The sequence below is a fragment of the Desulfogranum japonicum DSM 18378 genome, from assembly GCF_000429945.1.
Lineage (GTDB): Bacteria > Desulfobacterota > Desulfobulbia > Desulfobulbales > Desulfobulbaceae > Desulfogranum > Desulfogranum japonicum.
This window is the reverse complement of the sequence record NZ_AUCV01000001.1, coordinates 194,905-217,350: the sequence shown is the minus strand read 5'-3', so window position 1 is coordinate 217,350 and position 22,446 is coordinate 194,905. Positions and strand designations below refer to the sequence as shown.

General features: G+C 46.1%; 18 protein-coding genes. 10 read left to right on the top strand and 8 right to left on the bottom strand.

Annotated elements, in window-relative coordinates; all coding sequences use genetic code 11:
* Nucleotides 1-321 precede the first annotated feature (321 nt).
* The 3 genes from G493_RS0100940 to G493_RS0100925 all read right to left on the bottom strand — a co-directional run bounded on the left by G493_RS0100940 (nt 322) and on the right by G493_RS0100925 (nt 4,493).
* On the bottom strand, nt 322-1,785 hold the full coding sequence (locus G493_RS0100940; protein WP_028578856.1) for a TrkH family potassium uptake protein: 1,464 nt from the start codon (nt 1,783-1,785) through the stop codon (nt 322-324).
* The gene (gene trkA / locus G493_RS0100935) at nt 1,782-3,308 is read right to left on the bottom strand and encodes a Trk system potassium transporter TrkA (RefSeq protein WP_232363691.1); all 1,527 of its coding nucleotides are present in this window, start codon (nt 3,306-3,308) and stop codon (nt 1,782-1,784) included. The genes G493_RS0100940 and trkA overlap by 4 nt, the downstream gene beginning before the upstream one ends.
* A gap of 345 nt (nt 3,309-3,653) precedes the next feature.
* Nucleotides 3,654-4,493, bottom strand: coding sequence for a cytidylate kinase-like family protein (locus tag G493_RS0100925; protein WP_028578853.1), 840 nt, complete (start codon nt 4,491-4,493; stop codon nt 3,654-3,656).
* A gap of 451 nt (nt 4,494-4,944) precedes the next feature.
* Between G493_RS0100925 and G493_RS31650 the strand changes: the two genes are divergently transcribed.
* From G493_RS31650 to G493_RS0100905, 3 genes are all read left to right on the top strand, one after another.
* Nucleotides 4,945-5,463, top strand: coding sequence for an NUDIX hydrolase (locus tag G493_RS31650; protein ID WP_028578852.1), 519 nt, complete (start codon nt 4,945-4,947; stop codon nt 5,461-5,463).
* 456 nt (nt 5,464-5,919) lie between these two features.
* Nucleotides 5,920-6,900: a malate dehydrogenase gene (locus G493_RS0100915; RefSeq protein ID WP_028578851.1), complete on the top strand. Its 981-nt coding sequence runs from the start codon at nt 5,920-5,922 to the stop codon at nt 6,898-6,900.
* A 329-nt stretch (nt 6,901-7,229) separates the two neighbouring features.
* Nucleotides 7,230-8,162 (top strand): LysM peptidoglycan-binding domain-containing protein, encoded by a 933-nt coding sequence (locus G493_RS0100905; RefSeq protein ID WP_028578850.1) that lies wholly within the window; start codon nt 7,230-7,232, stop codon nt 8,160-8,162.
* Here the strand turns inward: G493_RS0100905 and G493_RS0100900 are convergent.
* The 4 genes from G493_RS0100900 to G493_RS27215 are packed head-to-tail and all read right to left on the bottom strand — an operon-like array spanning nt 8,140 to nt 10,673.
* On the bottom strand, nt 8,140-8,769 hold the full coding sequence (locus tag G493_RS0100900; RefSeq protein WP_035272872.1) for an RluA family pseudouridine synthase: 630 nt from the start codon (nt 8,767-8,769) through the stop codon (nt 8,140-8,142). The genes G493_RS0100905 and G493_RS0100900 overlap by 23 nt on opposite strands.
* The gene (locus G493_RS27220) at nt 8,762-9,538 is read right to left on the bottom strand and encodes a hypothetical protein (protein ID WP_051308910.1); all 777 of its coding nucleotides are present in this window, start codon (nt 9,536-9,538) and stop codon (nt 8,762-8,764) included. Before G493_RS27220 ends, G493_RS0100900 begins: the two co-directional genes overlap by 8 nt.
* Nucleotides 9,539-9,541: 3 nt before the next feature.
* A complete protein-coding gene (locus G493_RS0100890; RefSeq protein ID WP_028578848.1) occupies nt 9,542-9,742 on the bottom strand; it encodes a DUF2905 domain-containing protein in 201 nt (66 codons plus the stop codon).
* On the bottom strand, nt 9,735-10,673 hold the full coding sequence (locus G493_RS27215) for a DMT family transporter (protein WP_051308909.1): 939 nt from the start codon (nt 10,671-10,673) through the stop codon (nt 9,735-9,737). The genes G493_RS0100890 and G493_RS27215 overlap by 8 nt, the downstream gene beginning before the upstream one ends.
* Before the next feature lie 30 nt (nt 10,674-10,703).
* On the opposite strand from G493_RS27215, the gene G493_RS0100880 reads away from it, so the two are divergent.
* The 7 genes from G493_RS0100880 to G493_RS0100845 all read left to right on the top strand — a co-directional run bounded on the left by G493_RS0100880 (nt 10,704) and on the right by G493_RS0100845 (nt 21,504).
* A complete protein-coding gene (locus tag G493_RS0100880; protein WP_028578847.1) occupies nt 10,704-13,121 on the top strand; it encodes a hypothetical protein in 2,418 nt (805 codons plus the stop codon).
* Between the two features lie 3 nt (nt 13,122-13,124).
* On the top strand, nt 13,125-14,492 hold the full coding sequence (gene holA, locus G493_RS0100875; RefSeq protein WP_028578846.1) for a DNA polymerase III subunit delta: 1,368 nt from the start codon (nt 13,125-13,127) through the stop codon (nt 14,490-14,492).
* 317 nt (nt 14,493-14,809) lie between these two features.
* Nucleotides 14,810-15,127: an ATP-dependent Clp protease adapter ClpS gene (clpS, locus tag G493_RS0100870; RefSeq protein WP_028578845.1), complete on the top strand. Its 318-nt coding sequence runs from the start codon at nt 14,810-14,812 to the stop codon at nt 15,125-15,127.
* 169 nt (nt 15,128-15,296) lie between these two features.
* Nucleotides 15,297-17,570 carry an ATP-dependent Clp protease ATP-binding subunit ClpA gene (gene clpA, locus G493_RS0100860; RefSeq protein ID WP_028578844.1) on the top strand — a complete coding sequence of 758 codons (2,274 nt, stop codon included), beginning with the start codon at nt 15,297-15,299 and terminating at the stop codon, nt 17,568-17,570.
* A gap of 367 nt (nt 17,571-17,937) precedes the next feature.
* Nucleotides 17,938-19,533: a DUF3373 family protein gene (locus G493_RS0100855; RefSeq protein ID WP_028578843.1), complete on the top strand. Its 1,596-nt coding sequence runs from the start codon at nt 17,938-17,940 to the stop codon at nt 19,531-19,533.
* Nucleotides 19,534-19,630: 97 nt separating this feature from the next.
* Nucleotides 19,631-20,386: a polyphenol oxidase family protein gene (locus G493_RS27210; RefSeq protein ID WP_035272864.1), complete on the top strand. Its 756-nt coding sequence runs from the start codon at nt 19,631-19,633 to the stop codon at nt 20,384-20,386.
* A 44-nt stretch (nt 20,387-20,430) separates the two neighbouring features.
* Entirely contained in the window at nt 20,431-21,504 is a 1,074-nt protein-coding gene (locus G493_RS0100845) for an acyltransferase family protein (protein WP_028578842.1), read from the top strand.
* A 182-nt stretch (nt 21,505-21,686) separates the two neighbouring features.
* Here G493_RS0100845 and G493_RS0100840 read toward each other — a convergent pair whose 3' ends face one another.
* The gene (locus G493_RS0100840) at nt 21,687-22,418 is read right to left on the bottom strand and encodes an endonuclease/exonuclease/phosphatase family protein (RefSeq protein ID WP_028578841.1); all 732 of its coding nucleotides are present in this window, start codon (nt 22,416-22,418) and stop codon (nt 21,687-21,689) included.
* Nucleotides 22,419-22,446: the final 28 nt, after the last annotated feature.

Genomic DNA, 22,446 nt, shown 5'->3' with positions numbered 1-22,446 from the left:
GGGTGACCAGTTACTGCGCAACAGGTACGCTGGTCAGTGGTTGAGAGTACGACAGGGAACGTGCCCAAGATATGATCTTTTTCCTTTTGCAGGATTGATATGTACAACATCATTCATCACGTTAAGACAGCCTGGGCCTTATTACAACAAATTCCAAAACTGCTCACTGTGCACCTGATTTTTCTGCGATCAGCCAGACCCATGATGGTCCAATACGTTGCACAGCCCCAGCGCAATCCTCAGGCATCCTGTAACCAATTACAAATACAGAGAAGTTTCAAGCCTATTCGTCTCCCCTATAAGGGGTTACCACGTTCCGACTCATTGCTTACGGGCAAAATTCCAAAAATCAGGATGGAGCATGGCAAGAAACGGGATCAACTCTAAACGTCCTACCACCATATTTACGATAAAAATCGTTTTCGTAGCTGACGTCAGGTTACCAAAGGTGCCCATGGGACCGATTTCACCAAACCCCGGGCCGATATTTCCGATGGTCGCAGCGGTACCAACCAGACCGATACTGACATTCCCTTCTATGGCTGTAACCAAAAGAGAGGACAACGTCATTAGAGTGAAATAAAAAAGAAGAAAACCCAGTACCTGACGTAGGATATCGTCCTGAACGGTTTTTCTGTCGACTTTTATAGGCAGCACAGCCTTGGGATGTACGATCTGAACAATTTCACGTCGCAAATATTTTAATCCGAGAAGCACCCGGATAACCTTGACACCACCACCTGCAGAACCGGCACACCCTCCGACCAGCATCACCGCAAAGAGAACAGTCTGCGCCGACACCGACCAGAGCGCAAAGTCTGTGGAAGAAAAACCGGCAGTGGTAATAATGGAGACAATCTGAAACAGACTTTCCCTGACAGCATCGCCCACATGGAGCAGGTCTTTACTCATTAACAGCGCAGTCAGAATAACGCCGGAGATGACTATTATTTTTACATATCCCCTAAATTCTTCACTGTTCAACAAGGCAAGTGGCCTTTTCTGAGCCACCACACGATACTGCAGAGCAAAGTTGCTGCCTGCAAAAAACATAAAAATGGTAACTATCCAGGTGATGGTATTGTTGCCATACCCCATTATGGACTGAGGATGGGGAGAAAATCCACCAGCAGCCATGGTCGAGAGAGAGTTGCACACAGCATCATACAGAGGCATACCGGCAAAAGCCAGGCAGGCAATTTCCAAAAGAGTCAGAGCCAGGTAGACCAGCCACAGAGCTTTTGCGGTATGGGTAATTCTTGGCGTTACTTTTTCTTCTGTCGGACCAGGGGCTTCAGCGAAAAACATCTGGCGGCCAGCCACCGCAAACTGCGGCAGAATAGCCACAAAGAGAACGATAATGCCCATACCGCCCAGCCATTGAGTCAGACTGCGCCAAAAAAAGAAAATCTTGGGATACTGGCTGAAATCCAGAAGAATGGTTGCCCCAGTGGTGGTAATTCCGGAAACAGCCTCAAAATAGGCATCCAGGGGAGAAAGGCCAAAAAAGAGATATGGAATAGCACCCATTGCTGCAGAAACCACCCAGCTCAGACAAACAATCAACAATCCCTCGTTTCGCTGCAGTTTGTCGAAATTCCTGTTAAAACCTCCCAGTTTCTGCAACAGCAAGCCACAGCCCATCGAAATAAACGAGGCAACCACAAAAGGAAGAATGGTGGAATATTCACTTTCCAGCAATGCCACGACAATGGGCAACAGCATAATGGCACCGAAGGCCACCATGATTAAGCCCAGTGCTGAAAAAATATAAATGAGTCTCATTTGTTAAACATTGCCTTTACAGCGTCGGCATCAGTGGATTTGGTAAAAATTTTCAACATATCACCTGCCAGGAGACTGGTCTCTCCCTTGGGGATAAGGATCTGCCGTCCACGCTGGATAACACCGATCACAGCACCTGCCGGAAAATGGATATCCTTCACCTTGGTTTCCGGAAATTCAGCTGCCAGCGTCACCCTGAGTACTTCTCCCTGTCCGCCTTCCACAACAGCCAGAATATTGACATTTCGAGACTGCAATCTGTTCATCAGTTCTCGCATTGCAGATTCACGGGGTGAAACAACCACATCTATGCCTACTCTTTCAAAAAGCTGAGCAGTACGTTCATTACTTACCCTGGTGATGATGCGCCTGGAGCCCAGCTGTTTCATCAGCAGGGAACACAGTAGGTTTTTTTCGTCATTGTCAGTAACGCAGATAGTCACATCTGCTTCACCCAGGGCCTCCCCTTCCAGTAATTCCAGATCAGTTCCATCACCGTTAAGAACCAGGGTTTTCTTTAAATTGTCGGCCAGGAATGTGCACCTTTCCTTGCTTCTCTCAATCAATTTGACCCGTAACCCCGCCTGTTCCAGCTGCATGGTTAAAAGAAAGCCGACATTCCCCCCACCGATGACCACAACATCTTTTATCGTATTGTTTTTCTGAAAAAATTGCGCAGCAAACCCGTCAAGAGCCGCACCCGTTCCCATGAAAACCACTTTATCATCCTGAAGTATCTTGGTGGATCCATCGGGAATAAACAACTCATGATCTCTTGTGATGCCTACGATCAGAACATTTTCAGGAAAGGCACAGTCCATAACTCGGCAGTCACGGATAAATGAGTCTTCCTTGATTCTATACTCAAACAGCTTTGCCCGCCCGTTGGAAAAATACTCGACATCAATTGCCTCAGGAACAGACACAATACGAAATATTTCATGGGTAAGCAGTTGCTCGGGCCAGATTACTGTATCAATATCATAAGGTGTCTGATACCTGCTGTGTACATGGGAAACAAGATTGTTATACAGCTCCATGGTGCCGACAAAGCATACGGTCTCGATATCGACTATTTTTTTTACAGTCCAGCAGGCGACCACATTCGCTTCATCCAATCCGGAACAGGCTATGAAAAGATCCATTTTGCCTGCACCGGCATGAATAAGGGCTTCGACATCAGCGCCACTCCCTTCGACAAAGCTAATATCCAGATTGCCAAATTTATCATTCACACGCTCCTGCTCATCGAGCAGGGTCACATCATGATCCTGGTGAAGGCGTAAAGCCACCATATATCCGGCTTCTGTAGCGCCATAGATCAAAATTCGCATCAAAACTCTCCAGAAATTAGGGTCGCGAAAAAGAATAACTATCCAAAAATTCTTAGGATATCGGTTTGGCAACGTCATCGCGTCAAGGGTTCCATACTGGCCGTATTGGGCCATTGACGCGATGACGTTACCGAGTTGAGAGACAAGCAAGATTGGATAATGTATTTTTTCCCTGACCCTTATACTCATCTGTCCCCCGAGGACAGGCATCAGGCAGGCTACTTACTATATCGGCTAAAAGACCACAAGATAGATCATGAGATTAACTGCAAGGACAAAGTTATCTTTATTTCATTCTATACGCTATGTGAGATGTTATCCTTTTTTCAGCCAGCCAACAAGGCCTTGTCTTACAGAAAGAGTAGGAAGAACATAGAATTGAGATGTACAAATGACACAAGAAGTTGGAGATGGAACGGACTCAAGCAATAACCCCGCGGCAAGAAATAGTGACACAGTTACTCAAAACAACAAACCTAGCCCTTGTCCCAGACAGCATCAGCCCTCACCTTGAAAAAACTTACGCAGATATCCTCACAACGAACGGGACCGAAGTTCTTCAGGTCTGTCAACCTCCCCGGCGGAATCGACAAAACGCACGCCTTTTATCCCATCAACGCCCTGTATGATCTCTTCAATTCGCTCACGCAGAAAGGTGTCGGATTTCAAGGCATCACCCATATGCTCGATCGAAGCAACACGGTCTTTTACCTTTACCTCCACCATCAGCGAGTATTGGATAAGAAGGGTATGGATATAGGCCGCAAGGGTCATATCGTCAAGAATCCGCTGGGATGCGGCGGTTGTCTGAAAAATAGGTTTTACGATGATTTCAAGTAAGCAATCCACGGCATCATCGACGGTAAGCCGATCTATATTGAGCACCATATCGTACAATCTACTGTCCCAGGTATCAGTACCATAGAGTTGTGCTCCCCAGAGCCTCCGGTTTTCGTCATCTTTGATGATCACATTGCGTGCCTGACGGGCTGACAGGTTGTCACGTTTCATGACTTCCTTGATACGATCTTCCATCTTGGCCAGGATCCTGACTTTAAAAACATGGGGAATATCCCGTAAAAAGAAATGCCCTGCCAAACCATGGTAAACCACATTGTCTTGCTGCACACTTTTCAGCAGGGCGTACCTGTAAAAACTCATATATCTAAGTATACGCCCCTGATGAAAACGTTCAAAAAGCGAGGGACTGTCGTGTAATGCTCTGGAAAGCCTTATTTCGGGGATATTGAATTCTTCTGATGCTTCAAGCAGAACTTCCCGTGAAAAACATGTATAGGATAACTTTGAGGCCAGTTTTTCAGCCACCTCTTTGCCTCTGCTGAAAGACCCCCTGGAAATGGTTATTATCGCCATTCTTCCCCCTGAAGTTGATTATGCAACACGCAGTGGTTTTTTAATTTGATGATTAAAAACACTTTATGCATTACTCTCTAACAGGAAACGATTGCTCCATGCGGCCCCTTCATCGCTACAAGGTGTTCATAACAGCCGTTTCCAGCAGGTATTTTGATATACTCTTATGTTCTCTGTAATGCAACAGCGGAATATCCTATATTAAGAAACTTAGCCGTGAATCAGGCCTTGCGGATACTATATCACATATGTTTTCCGGGCTGTTAACACCGTGCCCGCCCATATACATCACGTTGCACGCACGTATGCCTGGAACGCATATGGATTTTCCTGATCAGCTGAGATGAAATCAAACACATCAGGGAAAGGATGCGGCAATGGCAGATGCGTCACGTCATGACCGAAATGAACACGAGATAATGAGAAAGAAACCCCTCCACAACATACAACCATGAACAGACCGATAAAAGAGGCAGCCGTTGCCGCAATTATTCTTAACACCCCGGCCCCGGAGGTACTTGTACTTAAACGTGTCTCTGACCCCAGAGACCCGTGGTCAGGACAGTACGCTTTTCCAGGTGGCCGACGAGACAATACAGACAAAAATCTCCTGGAAACCTGCAGGCGCGAAACATATGAAGAATGTGGTGTTACCCTGCCCCACGAGAACCTGGTCAAACAATACCCGGTGCGTACAGCCGGTAACCGCATGGGAATCCCCACACCTGTCACAACTTTTCTTTTCGAGCTTTCCAATCGGCCCCAAATTGCCCTGCAAGACACTGAGATCAGCCATTATGAATGGTTATCCATGGAATTCGTAACAAACCAGGCCAATATTATCCAACGGCCGATGCTACCCGGAAAGCCAGGCCAATTGTTTCCCTGCATACCTGTTTCCAGAGGATACGTATGGGGGTTTACCTTTGAAACCCTTATGATGGTCATTTCTGACAGGTATATCTATTAAGCCAAACATTCGTCTTATTGCAACCCAGTCAGAATAACAATTCATTCCCCTTCTGAGTAAAAAAACTCCCAGAAAACCTTTCTCAAAAAATGTATATTCTCCCGAATTTTACGGGAAAGCAATGCAATAAATGAATGAGCCCTCACCTATTCTGGGCTTGACTTTTTAGTATTTGCTAGGTATCAGTATTCGTGATTATCTTGAGTGGGTAACGGGGGAAAGGGTGCCTGCGATTTATTATACCAATACATGACCATGCACAGAACTGTGCACACATATATCTACTGAAAGGAACCAGTAATGGTCCGTTTTGGGTATCTCTTTCTGAATAATTGCTCAATCAGTGCGTTTGACAAGCGATAGTACTCCCCTCAGGGGAAGTGAATTCGTTTTACAGTAGTTCATTTTTTGGCCTACTATTTTTGTTAATACAAACTGTATGTAAGGAGAAAACCAATGAAAGCACCAGTACGTGTAGCAGTCACAGGCGCAGCCGGACAGATCAGCTACTCTATTATCTTTCGTATAGCCAGTGGTAGCATGCTTGGACCAGACCAGCCTGTTATTCTGCAACTTCTTGAGATACCACCGGCCATGGGAGCGCTCAATGGTGTGGTTATGGAACTCAATGACTGCGCATTCCCACTGGTTGCCGGTGTGGTTGCCACCGACGATGCCAATGTGGCATTCAAAGACGTTGATTTCGCCATTCTTGTCGGCGCTCGTCCACGTGGGCCAGGAATGGAACGTGCTGACCTGCTGGAAGCAAATGCACAGATCTTCTCTGCTCAGGGTAAAGCATTGAATGACCACGCCAGCCGTGACGTAAAAGTACTGGTTGTTGGTAATCCAGCTAACACCAATGCACTTATCACCCTGAAAAATGCACCTGACCTGAACCCCAAAAACATCACCGCAATGATGCGTCTGGATCATAACCGTGCGCTTTCTCAGGTTGCTGAAAAACTTAGTTGCCACACTACAGATATCCAGCAAATGGTTGTCTGGGGTAACCACTCTGCCACCCAGTATCCTGATATCAGTTATGCAACAGCCAAAAATGAGCCTGTTAAGCCTCAAGTCGATGATGATTGGAACGTAAACAATTTTATTCCAGTCGTACAGCAACGTGGCGCAGCCATCATTAAAGCCCGTGGCGCTTCCAGTGCTGCTTCTGCTGCATCTGCCGCAGTTGACCACATGAGAAGTTGGGCTTTAGGCAGCAACGGCGGCTGGGTAAGCATGGGCGTATACAGTGCCGGCAACCCCTATGGTGTTGATGAAGACCTGATCTTCTCTTTCCCGATCACCACCGAGAATGGTGAATGGAAAATTATCGAGGGCCTGGAAGTAAGCGATTTCAGCAAAGAGCGCATCAAACAGAATCAGGACGAACTGGCAAGCGAAAGAGACGCTATTAAGCACCTGTTCCCATAAGATCTGTTTTTCACCTGTTACGTCAAGGGGAATACCTGAAAGGTGTTCCCCTTTCCTATTTAGCCCCGATTATCTTTGCAGAATATCCGCCCCCGCCCACACCTCACCATAAGCAATATAGCCGTTCAGAAAAATTTTCCTTTCTGACTGCAAGTGCCAACAATCCCCTTTCCCTGGAAACACACAGACCTGCTTGTAGAATTAATTGCTTGACATTCCCTCCATTTCTCAGAATGATCAACAGTATTGTGTTCATATACCCATAGTCTCTGGCAGCTGCAAATACGGCTGGATCTCTTTTGTAACAACGTTCTACTCAGGAAACGCCTGTGAGTAATCATGCTCAACATATCAGAGAAAAAATCGACAACGGCTTTATTATCGAAGCCGGTACACTGCTGACTGCTCACAAAAAAGAATTAAGCAACCAGGAAGTCGCTCAATTTACCGCCGAAATCACGGCACGTAAAAAGAAGGCAGATCAATATATGGAGCAGTCAGCTGCAGCGGAGGCCAGTGGTAATCTTCAGGATGCCATTGAGCTGGTTTACGCCGCTGCCAAGTCAGTGGCAGACTACCCGGGGATGCGCCGACGTCTTGCTGAATTGCAGGATGCCATTACCCTGACAGGTCTGGTAAAAAACAGATCTATACGCCGCAATGCTGAAAGAATGGCTGCAGGCAGAAGACAAAGCCCGTCACCAAGAAAAAGATGGGTGTTTGTTATACTTATTTTGCTTGGGATCAGCAGCCCGCTGATTATCAAACAACTTTCTCCGCCTGCAGGCTCCGATCCCGCCAACATGGATTCAGCCGCTCCTTCTGTATTTCAACAGGAACAAAAGATAGAACAACCTATTTCACCCCGACAACAGGAAGCATCCCTGTCGCAACAGCAGCCTGCTCCCATTGAACCTGCCAGGATAGAAGCCAGCACAGAGCCCCAACCCGAAGCCCAGTATGAACAGCCAGACAAATCTGTTCCTGTGGATCATACAGAACCCAGAACATCTTCACCCGCCGTAGAACCCAAAGAGCCCAGGGTTTATATCGTTAAGAAAAACGATACATTGTCACACATTGCCATTGATCTCTTCTGCAATGAGCAGGCAGTGGAAGATCTCGTAAAGCTCAATCGACATCAGCTCAGGAACCCTAACGAAATCTTTCCGGGGATGCAAATACTCCTTGAAAGCTCTGAAATATCAATAAAAAACAGATGTAAAGGAAAACAATCCGCTAAAAAGCAGGAGAAGAAATAAAACACAAGGTATCCTGGGTGCAGGGATGGCAAAACTGCAGCCCTGCGGCATGAAGAAGCATGGAATCTCCATTCCGCCCTGTCCCGTATAAAGCATCACCAACAATGGGACACCCCAACCCTAAAACATGACTGCTGTGGAGGCGAAGCTGATGGGTTCGCCCGGTCTGAGGAAAGAACTCCACTCTGGTCTGAGCATTTTGTTGCGCAATTACCCTATAATGTGTAATGCCTGTCTTCCCCTGCACAGGATCAAAGACCTGATACGGCCTGTTTTCAGGATCCAGTCTGAATGCCAGTGTTATGGTTCCTTCCGGCTTGGCCAATATTCCATCCAGCAGTGCTACATATCGTTTGATCACCATACGTTGTGAAAACTGTCGGTTCAATTCCTTATGAGCCTGTCTGGTTAAAGCCACTACCATAAGTCCGGAAGTGGCCATATCAAGGCGATGCACAGCTGGTTGCTCAATACATTGGGGAAATAGCTTCTGAACACGTCTGGTCACGCAATCCTGTTTATCAGCGCCTCTCCCAGGTACGGCAAGAAGTCCCCCTGGTTTATTCACCACCACAAATTCAGGGTCCTGCCAGACAATATCAAGCATAGATATTTTTCTCTGTTTTTTCTTCCATGCCGCAGAAAAGAAACCCGAGAATCGGCATGCATTTTTCCTGGCATGGAGGATAAAAGCATCCATGCTGGCGTGTTTCTGATCGATTTGATCTTCCCCAATAAAATTCTACCATTCCTTTTGGTTTGATATTATTGAGGACCGCATGGTGTATGAGCTTAGGCGCACAGCAATCACCGGTCCCTGTGGGAGGAATTCCTCCAGAAGAAAAGACGTCCATGAGAGGACGGCATTGTCCACGAAAATTTCGCAGCTCATACAAGCTGTGTATCTCTTTCATGAGAGTTTTGGAGAGGTGTTTTCGATGTTGTTTTATTTGCCGAAATAGCTTATCTGCGGGATCGAGCTTGGCAAGTTGTCGTGTGAGAGTTTTTATCTCTCTTTCGGTTTCCCGTGTCATTCGTTCAAAGGCAGCAGTATCAAACACGGGGTCGACCCAGCCTGGAACACTCCATAATCCCCTATACTGACCGGAGAAAGCATAGCAGACACATTCTTTTCCCTGGTCTGTTTGCCCAACCAGCACGCCGAACATTTTGCCCCTGGCATCACCGAAAAGCCAATCCGTTTGTAATAGATCCAGATCATGAGAAACTGTCTCAAACAACTGGATTGTCTCCCGATGAGCCATCCGTTGCATAAGCCGTTTCGCATGGGGTATTGCTTTCTGCCATCCTAATCCATGATAACCGGAACAGGAGGGACAATATACTTGTGTGTATGGGGTGACAGGAGTATACACAACTCATTTCCTGAACAGATGAAACAAAAGGGTTGCCAGAATGCTGATTACGACACAACTGGTCACAGGAAAATAGAATCGAAAATTTTCTCGCACAACCGTGATATCTCCAGGCAGCTTTCCAAAGGGAATCTGGCGAATCCAAGGCCAGCATAATCCTGCTATTATGATAAGCGCTCCCACGAGCACAAGAGTTTTATTCATTTTTCACCTCACTGTCCAAATGGCATGATTTCCGGTCTTGGCTGATGATCACCCCTGAAAAGACAAGGATACATGCTATGACCTGCCAGCAGTTTAATCGTTCTCCCAGCAAAAGGAACCCCAGGGCTATGGAAAAAACGGGAATCAGATTGATAAAGGCCGATGCCTGGCTTGCAGGTAGACGACTCACTCCATAATTATACAACCCATAGGCTCCGACGCTGACAAAAAGTCCGAGATACAGTACAATAGCAAAAGCGGACGCAGGTGCACCAAAGGGTAATGCAACTTGAGGAAGAAAAAGAAAGGGGAAAAAAAACAATGCCCCGATGATGGATTGTACGGCGGTGACTATCACGGGAGAGAGTTCCCTGGTCAAAACCTTGGCGAGTATGATATACCCGGTGGCACAGGCCATGGCTATGAGCTCAAGAAAATTACCAAGCACAGGCTTGGGAGCCTGCTCTGTAGAATCACCTGCCAAGGTAAGCCAGAGAGCTCCGGCCGCCGCGACCAGAAAACCTGCAACTGTTTTTCGTGAAAGTTTTTCCTTCAACACCAGTGCAGCAGTCAACACAACCATAAGAGGCAGCATGGTCGTTATCATTGATGCTTGGGAGGCACTGGTATACTGCAATGCAAACGTTTCAAACAGAAAATAAAAGCACGGCTCACAAAGTGCCATCCATACCAGGGGCAAAATATGACGCCGCTGTAAAGCAGCTCCCCCGTATCTACGAACAAAAGGAAGAAAACAGAGAGATGCAATGGTTAACCGTCCAAATACAACAAAAAACGGATCAAGCTCTGTAAATGCAATTTTCATGGCCACAAATGAACTGCCCCACAACGTCACTGCCAGCAACATAGCCATGGTTGGCACAAAACGTTGCGACGGTCTCCAGTCGCCCCTGCTGAAAGATATATGCATAGTTACACGTTGTCCTGAGTTGATCACATCATGCTGAGTCGCCTACTTCTGACAACCTTTATTTTTCTGGTTGCATGCCTCCCCTGCTCCACTTGCGCCGCCTCTCTCCAGCTGGCGAATAACAGTTGGGAGCAAACCGCTCGTCTTTACCAGAAAAACGACTGCCTGACCAGTGAACAAAAGGCTTATGGCAGAGAAATCCTGAAAGGGCTTAGTTACAACAGTCAACGGGTATTTCGTAAAATTTGTCACATCAGGCCCCTTTCTTTCAGTCAGTGCCAGGAAACCTGGTCCCTGCTGATCACAACTCCTTATACCTACGAGCAGGTTCTCTGTTTCGAAAAATGGATGGACCTGGGGGTGGAAGAATGGGAACTGGCCATCAAAGGCCTGCGTGCCATCCATGGTCTCACCCTTGACAGTGGACCTGTTTTTCAGGCTCTGCTCACACTGGCGGATATAACACCGGGTAGAGCGCTGGATTTCATTGAAAACCTCAAGTCATTATCAGACTCTGCCCTGATAGCACTTGCAGCCATGCCTCCCGTCCATGATATGACGGCAGCCTTTGTAGCTGAAAAAATCCCGCAGGTATCACAATTAAACATTTGCCAGGCCCAGGCCTTTGCGGCTCTGGCAACCATTAAGCACATGAACAGTGACAGAATACATGGAATGCTGACCTCCACAGCTGCCATGCCGCAGGAAATCTGCTGGTTCGCAGAAGCGCTGTTTCAGTCCCCTGACATGCACCCTGCAGAGGCAGAGAACTGGCTGTTCAACTATTGTATGCTGCCTCTGAAAGCCAGGGAGCAAAAATACCTGAGCCTGAGCAATCAAGAAAAAAAACTGCTGCTTGCTGCCATGGCCAAAGGAAACCGCTACCTGGCCCGGGCCCTCAACAACCTGCATACCGTCACCAACCGCTTTGGTCAAGAACTCTCATATTTGGCACTTATGCAACACGGTCTGGAAGATCTCTGCAGTCAATTCCTGCAGCTCCCCCGTGAAACAGTACTTCACTACCAGCACCCCTTTGAACAGGCAAAAAAATCTGGAAGCAGATCTTCCATGGCGCGCCTGTTGATAGAAGCAACTGCCACAGCCAGGAAACAGCTTGCGGAAAATCTTACTACAGCTCGAATCTATATGTTATTGACCCAGGGTGACATTCTCTATGATTCATCATACCGCGATATACTGGTCCCGATATTACGAGAACGCATTGAGACGTCCTTTGCCAGCGATGTGTTACAGGCCTTTTCCCAACTCGACCCTTCTCAACAGTACCTTTCGGATTTTATAACAGCAAATGCTCAAAAAGGTACGCTCAGTGATTTTTTCCCTACAGAGTCAAGCAAGCAGAAAGAATTGTTTGAGCATATCATGCGCCCAGCCCTGGAAAACGTTGCCAACCTTATCAGCTTTTCTGTTAACATCCCCTCGCTGATGGAAATTGCAGGCCCAGAAGCAAGGACCTTCCTGATAAGTCAACTTGTCCGGTGTGCCCAATTGGATAATGCTTCGGCACCATACTGCACTATAATTCTTGCTTATCTCAAAAGTCATCACATCGATTGGCTCACAGCAAAGGGACGCACACTTCTCTTACCGTTAGGTCCACATCTTGAAACAATCAATCTGGATAGTTTTCAACGAACGCCATTTTCCAGCTGGAAATCAGACAATGAACTGCAGGCACTCTCGTTGTTTTATCCGGATGCTGATGGAAGACAGTCATTTCTCTCTTTTGTCAATCTTCTCCAACAGAACGGATACAGCGTACAGCCGCATACAGGCCCGGGAAATAAAGATGTCTTTTCCCTGCTGCAAAATCAGGCAACCATGATCTCGTATCATAAACAGGTCAGCAAGGTAAATATTATTCACAGGCTGTCTGTATATGCCGGAGAAAAGTCCCAGAAAGAGCTACTGCTCCATTTCCTGAAAAATGGTGGGGAGATAATTGCGCAACGCGGCCACAGTTACTGGCGAGAAGAACAGCTTCTCAGGCCACTGACAACCATTCATGAACAGCTTGCCGAACATGCAATCACATTGCCCAATGCAGAACGATTTGTTACGTTGGGATCGTGCGGCGGGATGAAAGTGTACACGGATGTAACGCAACTCCTGAATGGAAATGTATCGATTATGGCAACCACAGGAACTGGTCAGGCCCGGATTAATAATTCCTTTATGGTATATTTTCCGGAACTGGTGGCTGCAAGTACTAAGGAAACCGGTTGGGACGATATAGCAAAAGCAACAGCGCACATCTTCCCAGACAGAAAAAGACAAATATATGTGCAACCCGGCTCACTGCCTGCCATACTGCATAAAATCCAATTCCCGCCACAGCGCCTCGCTATAGAGAAGGATACGGACAACAACAGGGCTTCTCCAGAGACAATGCTTTTGGGCGAACCCTTGAACGGAAACAATTGAAATATGGCTGTATACACCCGAGAAAACCTACCGACGCTTTTCAAAAATTTGGAAACAATATCCGAACAGGCCTTCCTTGTTTTTGGGGAGCGCTATCTCTGCCAGGAAACAGTTTCCAAATTGGAGACCATGCTGCTGAACACCTCAGGCACAGTGCACCCAGTTGACGGTGAGCAGGAAGATATCCAAAAAACTTTGAATAAAGTGAAAAGCTTCAGTCTTCTTCCTGGGCGTCAAATTTTCAGGGTAATGGATACCCGGGTATTTCACTCCAAAGATTCAAGTAAAAGTATCTGGACAAGGGCAGTAAAAGCCCATGGCGAAAACAAACCTGACAGAGCAGCCAGGGCACTGTTGTCTCTACTCAAAGCCGGTGGCATAGCCCTGGCAGATGAAGAGGCTGAATTGGCGGGTTTAAGCAGTAAGGAATGGAGCCACTACTTTGGTTTTACCAAGCCAGATGATGACCTCAGCTGGACATCTGACCTGATAAAAAACATGCAGAGTAATGGTACCTCAACCCATGGCGGAGAAGCTGGTAATCCTGAGCAACAGGTACAGGATGCTTTACAGGCGGGTTTTCCTCAAAACAATATTCTCTTTCTGATCAGTGAGGAGATAGATAAACGCAAAAAACTCTATAAATATTTCAAGGAAAACCATACGATTATTGACCTCAGCGTTGAGACCGGGGCATCCTCACGGGCCCAGAAAACACAAAAGGCTGTTCTGGCCGATCTGATGAAAACCACCCTGGCACAGTATGACAAGGCCCTGGAACCAAGAGCAGTTGAAGTGTTATATGAACGCGTCGGTTTCCACCCTGTTGCTCTGGTCAACGAACTGCGAAAATTAGTCGATTATACCGGAGAAACACAACGAATCACTCTTCAGGATGTGGATGCCATGGTTGGAAGAACCAGGCAGGAAGCCATTTTTGAATTGACAACAGCACTGACAACGGGTCAGACTCAACAGGTGCTGACTATGACTGAACGCTTACAGGAAAACGGCATCCATCCCCTTGCCATTATTGCCTCACTGCGCAATTTTGCGCGTTCACTCCTTTTGTTCCGGGCTCTTTCGCTGCAACCGGAAACAGGATTTACAACCGGCATGTCTGCGCAGGCCTTCCAAAACACCTGTCTTCCGGTGCTCAAAGAACGTGAAACGTGGAAAAAAGAACTCAGCGGTCATCCCTATGCCCTGTATATGCAGTTTAAAACCGCATCATCTTATTCCCTGTCAGCTCTCAAAGAATGGATGGAAAAAATCCTGCAGGCTGAAATGCGTTTAAAAAGTTCAGCATTGAACCCTGAAATCGTGCTTCAGCATCTGTTGATCGAAATGATGCGTATGCCCAGGCAGTAACCATGCACACCACCTTGAATCCATGAGAATTCATACATATGCGACACATCCATCCAGATGTCCGCCAGGTTATAACATGAATCCGGAACAGAGGTGCTGCATAATAAAAACTCTCTCCGGCTGGAAATCAAATGGATTCATCCTGCGTGTGCTGTATCATTGCAGTCTTGAAAATTCGTCACCGAGCATTACAATACTAGTAACATAGGTAAAATGAAAAATATCATCTATCAAACGGGCTGTGTCCTCGGAGAAATGCCGTGAGTAACTGCCCGAAACAACCAAACAGAAAAAAGAAGAAAAAAGACTGTTCAACAATGAGCAAGGAACACTCAAACCTCCAAGGTGAAGTTCTCATCAAAGATAAGGAGGAACTGAAAGAACCACCCCTTTACAAGGTAGTCCTTCACAATGATGACTACACCACTATGGATTTTGTAGTCATGATCCTTGAAACAATTTTCAACAAGGATTCAAATGAGGCTACCAAAATTATGCTGGATGTGCATAATCAAGGTAAGGGGATAGCGGGAGTGTATACCCGTGAAATTGGCGAGACCAAAGTGGCACAAGTACACAGGTTGGCCAAAATGAATGAATTCCCTTTAAAATGCTCTTTGGAAAAAGACAGGTAGTCGTGTCTGCCAGGAAAACAAACAATCCCGTAAACATACTGGAAAGAAAACAGAGGCAAAATCTTAAGGCAATACCCAAAACAGCTGAACAGTGATGAATCCGCCAGGGTATGAATCATGGACGGCCATGAACGCTGCCAAGAGCAGACACTCTTTTTAAGAGGTTATTATGCTGAGTAAAGAATTAGAGCTGGCATTGATTAAGGCCATAAAAGAAGCGAAAAATCACAAACATGAGTACGTCACTGTTGAGCATATGCTTTATGGACTGCTACATGATGATCTTGCCCGGCATATCATCGATAAATGCGGTGGCAATAACGCCAACATTCTCCAACGGTTAGAACGTTTTTTTGAAAATGGTATGCCCATTGTCAAAAATGTAGAAGCTGAACCAGCCCAGACAGTTGCTTTCAACCGTGTTCTCCAGAGGGCTGTCAGCCATGTTCAAAGCTGCGGAAAAAAACAGGTGGATACAGGGGACGTACTGGTTTCCATTCTCACCGAACCTGACTCCCATGCCGTTTATTTTCTCGGTTCAGAAGGCATTGGCCGTCTTGAGGTTGTAGAATATATTTCCCACGGGCTACCCGAATACCTGAAAAGTGATACGGATAAACAGGGTCCCATATCCCCAGCCCATCAAAAGCGTGCATCATCCGGTAAAGCCGGTGATCCTCTGGAAGAGTTCACCGTAAACTTTTCCAAACGGGCAGCCGAGGGCACCATTGATCCCCTCATAGGAAGGGACCATGAGTTGCGTCGCATGATGCAGGTTCTCTGCCGGAGAAAGAAAAATAATCCCCTTCTTGTTGGTGAACCTGGAGTTGGCAAAACAGCCATGGCAGAAGGATTGGCTTTGCGCATACACGAAGATGGTCTCGCCAGGCAAAATGCGGTTCCTGATACGGACAAACTCGTACCGGATCTGCTGAGTGGTACCGAAATCTATATGCTGGACCTTGGAACCCTGGTCGCAGGAACCAAGTATCGGGGAGACTTTGAAAAACGCCTGAAGGAAGTGGTCGGTGCCATTGAAGAAAAGGATAATGCAATCCTTTTTATAGATGAGATGCATACCATCATTGGTGCAGGGGCGACAAGTGGAGGCTCCATGGATGCCTCTAATTTACTGAAACCTGCTTTACAGGCAGGAACCATACGCTGCATTGGTTCCACAACTTATGAGGAATACAAAAACCACATAGAAAAGGATCGTGCTCTTTCCAGGAGGTTTCAAAAGATTGACATTGAAGAACCATCCATTGAAGATACCTGCGCTATCCTCCGTGGACTCCAGTCCCGTTACGAAGAGCATCACCAGATCACCTATGCAGACGATGCGGTCTTTGCCACAGCAGAGCTTGCCAACCGTTACATAAACGATCGTTTTCTGCCTGACAAGGCCATTGATGTGATGGACGAAGTGGGTGCGGCTTTCAGACTGCAGGGAAAAATCGGAGAAACAGTACAGGTTACCGATGTGGAACAGATTGTTTCCAAAATGGCCCGTGTACCGGTTACAAGTAAAACCAACGATGACACCAAAGACCTGGCTACACTGGAAGGTAACCTGAAAAAATTTATCTTTGGACAGAACGAAGCCATTGATGCTGTCGTGAAAGCAGTGAAACGCTCCCGTGCAGGCTTGGGAAATCCGCAGTCGCCAACCGGATCGTTCCTCTTTGCCGGCCCCACAGGGGTTGGTAAAACTGAGGTTGCCAGACAGTTGGCCTCAGCATTATCCATCCATTTTGAACGTTTCGACATGAGCGAGTACATGGAGAAGCATGCTGTGGCCCGCCTAATTGGCGCACCTCCCGGCTATGTTGGTTTTGATCAGGGCGGTCTGCTCACAGATGCCATTCGCAAGCACCCTTACTCGGTTTTATTGCTTGACGAGATCGAAAAAGCACATCCCGATGTGTTTTCCATTCTTCTCCAGGTTATGGATCATTCCACACTGACCGATAACTCAGGGCGACGAGCGGATTTCCGTAACGTGATTCTTATCATGACGACCAATGCCGGGGCACGGGAAGTCAGTGAGCGGTCCATTGGATTCACCGGGAACTCAGAAGGTAAAGAGCAGAAAGCAATTAAAAACCTTTTCACGCCTGAATTCAGAAACCGCCTGGATGCCATCATCAGTTTTTCTGCGCTTGGCATGCAAACTGTTGAGAAAATCGTTGTGAAAATGGTAGCGGAGCTTCAGGATCAGCTGAAAGAAAAGGAAATTAAAATATCTCTCACCCCAGCGGCAAAATCCTGGCTGGCAAAGGAAGGATACCAACCTGCCTATGGAGCCCGCCCACTACGCCGCCTGATCATGAAGGAGATAGGAGATGTACTTACCGAAGAAATCCTTTTTGGAGAATTGAAAAATGGGGGTACGGTTCGTGTCGGTCGCAGAAATAATGCTGTGACATTCCGTTATAACTGATCGCCATCTATATAATTTTTCTCCCTAAAGCTGCCTGGTGTTTCCATCAGGCAGCTTTTTTTATTAACACAAGTACAATTTTTTTAACTTTTCGTTGTTGTCTCATTGACATTCTATCAGCTCAGGGATACTATTTTTCTATAATGACAAGGATCTGTGAATGTTGTCAGGAGGAGAGCAGCATGAGCAAGCAGACCTCCGACTTCAAGTTAATTCCTGTCTGGAAACAATCTTTTTGCCCATTGTTGCGTATGTATAAAACTGTATCTTACATTTTTTATACTACGAACATGTACAAGAAATCGTATTTACTGAAAAACAGAAGAATATCCTAGTCTATTCCAATAGGAAAAAAGGAGGAAGAAGCATGGTGAAACGCATTTCAGCAGTGGCCCTGGCAGGGCTAATTGCCATGCCTGCTGCAGCACTTGCAGGCGCAGGAACTGCTCCTCAGGATTTGGAAAGAAAAATAGAGGAGCTTGCAAAGGAACTGGATGCCCTGAAAGCGCAACTGGCCAGTCAAAACGAATCGTTGTCGGAATATGGTGACAAAGTCGATGACATGGATGAGTTGCTTGAAGAAAAGTCAGAGGCCTGGGACTTGGCAGCCAGGTTTAAATTTTACGGAGACTTCCGTACCCGTGGAGATTACTACAGCGCCAGTAATGTTTTTTCAGCAGGCACTCCTCTGGGACTGGCAGGATTCGATGCATCAGGCATGCCGATCTTTGCCGGACAGGCCCAGGGCGACCAGGGAAATGACACCATCCTGACCAACCGTTTTCGGCTCAACATGCGCGTAAAGGCTACGGAAAACGTCGAATTTAAAGGGCGCCTGGCCATGTACAAGGCATGGGGAATGCAATCCACCCCGAACGACCTGGCAGGTGGTTACCCAATTTTTGATGGTAATACCACACGAACACCTGACGACAGTGCACTCTATATGGACCGGGCCATTGTGAACTGGAACAATATCGGTGGACTCCCTGTCTGGTTTTCCATAGGCCGCAGACCAACAACAGACGGTCCTCCTGCCCATATCCGCATGAATAACGATACCCGCATGGCCACCCCAACAGCCTACATGGATTATCCATTTGACGGACTGGCCCTCGGATATGCCTATGATTGGGGAAATGACACCCTGGGAAACGGTCGAATACGCTTCTGTTATGGACGGGGTTTTGAAGCGGGACTGCAGTGGGATGAAGGCACCAACCCATATCCCATTGATGATACTGATTTTGCTGGTTTAAGCTGGGATGTGTTTAATCAGGGAAATCGTTTCCTGAATATTCAATCTTTTGGCGTGTTCAACCTGTATAACTACCCAGCCTTTGAAGATGAGTTTATTCGTTATGCAGCAGGATTTTCTCAGGCAGATGGAGGATATGGAGAACAGACCAACATCGGCCAGATGTACCATACCACCACAGTCTTCACTGATAAGATCGGCGACCTGAACTATTTTATTTCCGGTGGCTGGTCGCATACGGACCCCAACGGCAATGGCATGTTCAATGATTATTATGCCATGGCCATGGGACAAACAGGCTACAATACAGGATCAGAAGATGGTTATTCCGTATATCTGGGTGTCCGTTACGACCTGGATAATCTGGGCCTGAAACTTGGTGCTGAATATAACTATGGATCCCAATATTGGGTGGCCTTTACTCCCGGTCATGACGAACTGTACCTCTCCAAACTCGCCACCCGCGGTAATACCTATGAAGTTTACCTGATTTACGATTTACCAACAGGTGAAGCCATCTCCCAATATGCCAAAACGTTTATCCGCCTGGGTTATCAGTACTACGATTACAACTACTCCGGAGTATCTGATTACAATATCAAACCCTATGACCTGGATGATGAGCAAACAGCGTTACAAATGCTGGGCATAAACCCTGTGGAGAGTGCGCATCAGGTTTACCTGACGTTTGAGGCATATTTTTAATTGTTCTCTCTGAACACATCTAAGATATTCTAAAAATTTTATCTCACTATTTTACAAGGGAAAGCCTGTATCAGGCTTTCCCCTTTTTTTATGTGCCATGATCACAGCGACTACTCATCTTCAATATTTTCGTAGTTCTCTCATCCCAATCCCCCATGCTATGTTCAGCCGTACAGGTGGATACAGCGATGGAGTACACTCCTCACTCAATTTCAGTTTTCATGTCAACGATACAGATCAGAACGTTTGTAAAAACAGGGAACTTGCCCAAAAAATCCTCAATTTAGCGTATCTGGCCTCAGCACACCAGGTCCATTTAGATCGTATCAAAATTGTCGAAGAAAAAACCACCATGGAATACGATGGTTACGATGCTCTCATCACCAATTGCAAGGGAATGGGATTACTGGTGCAGCAGGCAGACTGCCAGGCAGTACTGCTCCATGACCCGGAAACACAGACCATTGGAGCCATACACTGTGGCTGGCGAGGAAGTGTCTGTGAAATTATTCCACGTACCATAGAACGAATGCAGACAGCATTTGGTGTTGTACCACATCATATACGGGCTGTGATCAGTCCATCCTTGGGCCCCTGTTGCGCCCAGTTCATTCATTACAAAACTGAACTGCCCGCTTGGATGCATGCCTATCAGGTTCGTAGAGGGTATTTTGATTTTTGGGCCATCAGTAGAATCCAACTCGTTGAGTCTGGAGTTCCTTTTCAGCAAATAGAGACTACTGGAATCTGCACCCGCTGTACGCCGTCTTTCTTCTCCCATCGCCGAGATGTTGCCTCAGGACGTAAATTCGGAGGACGTGGAGGAAGCGTTATTGGTCTGCCGTCTGTATAGTGTCCTTGGTCCCACAAATTCCCTCTCGCAGGCAACGTGTTTTTATGAGATTCTCAAGATATCTGCTCTCCCCATTCCATGATGTGAATTCGAAAACATCAACTCATGGACAAAACATCGCAGCATTAGATGGCATACGAGGAATAGCTGTTTTAATAGTAGTGAGCAGCCACACCCAGTCTTTTAACATGAAAGCCCAAGGAGGGCTTGGGGTGATTCTCTTCTTCTTTTTAAGCGGATACATCCTGACATTGCCCTTTACAGAGAATCCAAGATGTTTTTTCAAAAAAAAGAACGCATTAGCCTATTTTAGTAACAGAATTTTCAGGCTGGCCCCTGCATATAGTCTTGCTGCTGGCATCACTGCAGTAACAATGGGTTTTAGTATAGATTGGTATTTGTGGAATATCAGCTTTGTGAAGGGTTGGTTTCATTTCTGGAGCGTAGCCCAAGAAGCAAGATTTTATTTACTGTTTCCAATCATCATCATACTTTTATCACTGTCTAAAAGCAAATACTACCAAATAGTTATCGCACTATCCATATGTTATTTTTCATATACATTCAGAGGATATCACGAAATAGACATGATGAACAGAAAACATATATATTTTTATTTATTCATGTTTTCTGGCGGAGTTACGACATGCTTAATAAACAGCATGGAATGGCTAAAAAAAGTTAAAAAATCAAATGGAGTAAAAACCACTCTCCAATCAATCTCCCTCATAATACTAATATCCTTTGTACTCACATCAAATGAATTTATAAAGGATCTCTGGAGGCCTTTATTTCATAGTATTAGCGAAACACCTTACCTTGGCTGGAAGATACCACATATATGGTTACTATTATTTATGATACTTTTTACAACCGTCACTTCTTACGAAAAAGGAGTAGCAAGTGATATTGTAAAGAATTACTTCCTGAGGCACATTGGTTTATTGAGCTACAGCATCTACCTCATACACATGTTAATAATCTTACAATTTAAATACATAGGACTGCAAAACGAAGGAAAATTTATATTTGTCTTTCTTGTTAGCTATATATATGCATTCATATCCTATCTCATTATAGAAAAACCTTTTATACACCTCAAAAAGGTTATTCTGTAACCTAAGTGGTCACAGGTACTCCACAAAGTCTCCCGCTGGTCGCTTATCTCTTTGCACGACCACGGTTTCCCGCATACATAGGCTAACGGAGCCTACGCTTCCATCTATCTGCTACATCTGAAATCACTTACAATTATGAAATTGATCAAAACAAAGAGTAACGTACCCTGTGATCAGCTACATCATAGCTCAAAATCAAAAATCAAGGGAGCATGATCGGAGAAGGTAACATTGGGGATGAAAAAACCAGTAGGTTTAAGGTCCTTACTGTGCAAAATAAAATCCAATTCGCGCTTGGGACTTCTGCTAGGAAAAGTTGGCTTACGCTTCAGGTTGGCACTAACCAGTCCGGTTGCCCCCAAAAACAATTCAAGCTCTCGCTTTCCCCAGAGTATATTGAAATCACCTGCAAGAATCATGGGGCGATCCACTTGGCGTACAAGGCGATATAACCGTTCCAATTGATTCTGGCGATTATGATAGGTCAGTGAAAGATGAACAAGAAAAATGGTTACTCGTTCTGTGCAGGCCTGGAGAATCAGCCTTTTCATCCCCTCTTCAAAATAATGAAAGCGATAACTCACAATGGGCATCCGAGAAAGAATAGCATTCCCCTGTGCATTCAACAGAGGCATGCGCTTTACCACAGATTCGACCCCGTATTTCGTTTCTATAATATGATCAAGGTGAAGATGATCAGCAATGTATCGCGCCTGACAAAGGCTATCAGTACGAAATGAACCTCCATCCACTTCCACAAGCCCAATAAAATCCGGTTCGACCTCTGTGATGAAATGGACAATTTTTTTGAGTTGACTCCCGGATCGTTTCAGATAACCGGCATAGGGAAACGGCAGATGAAACGAAGTGCCGTGTCCGGTAGCGTAGCGTATATTATACAGCAGAAACCTCACACGTTCTCCTTTCCCTTTTCCAAGGAAC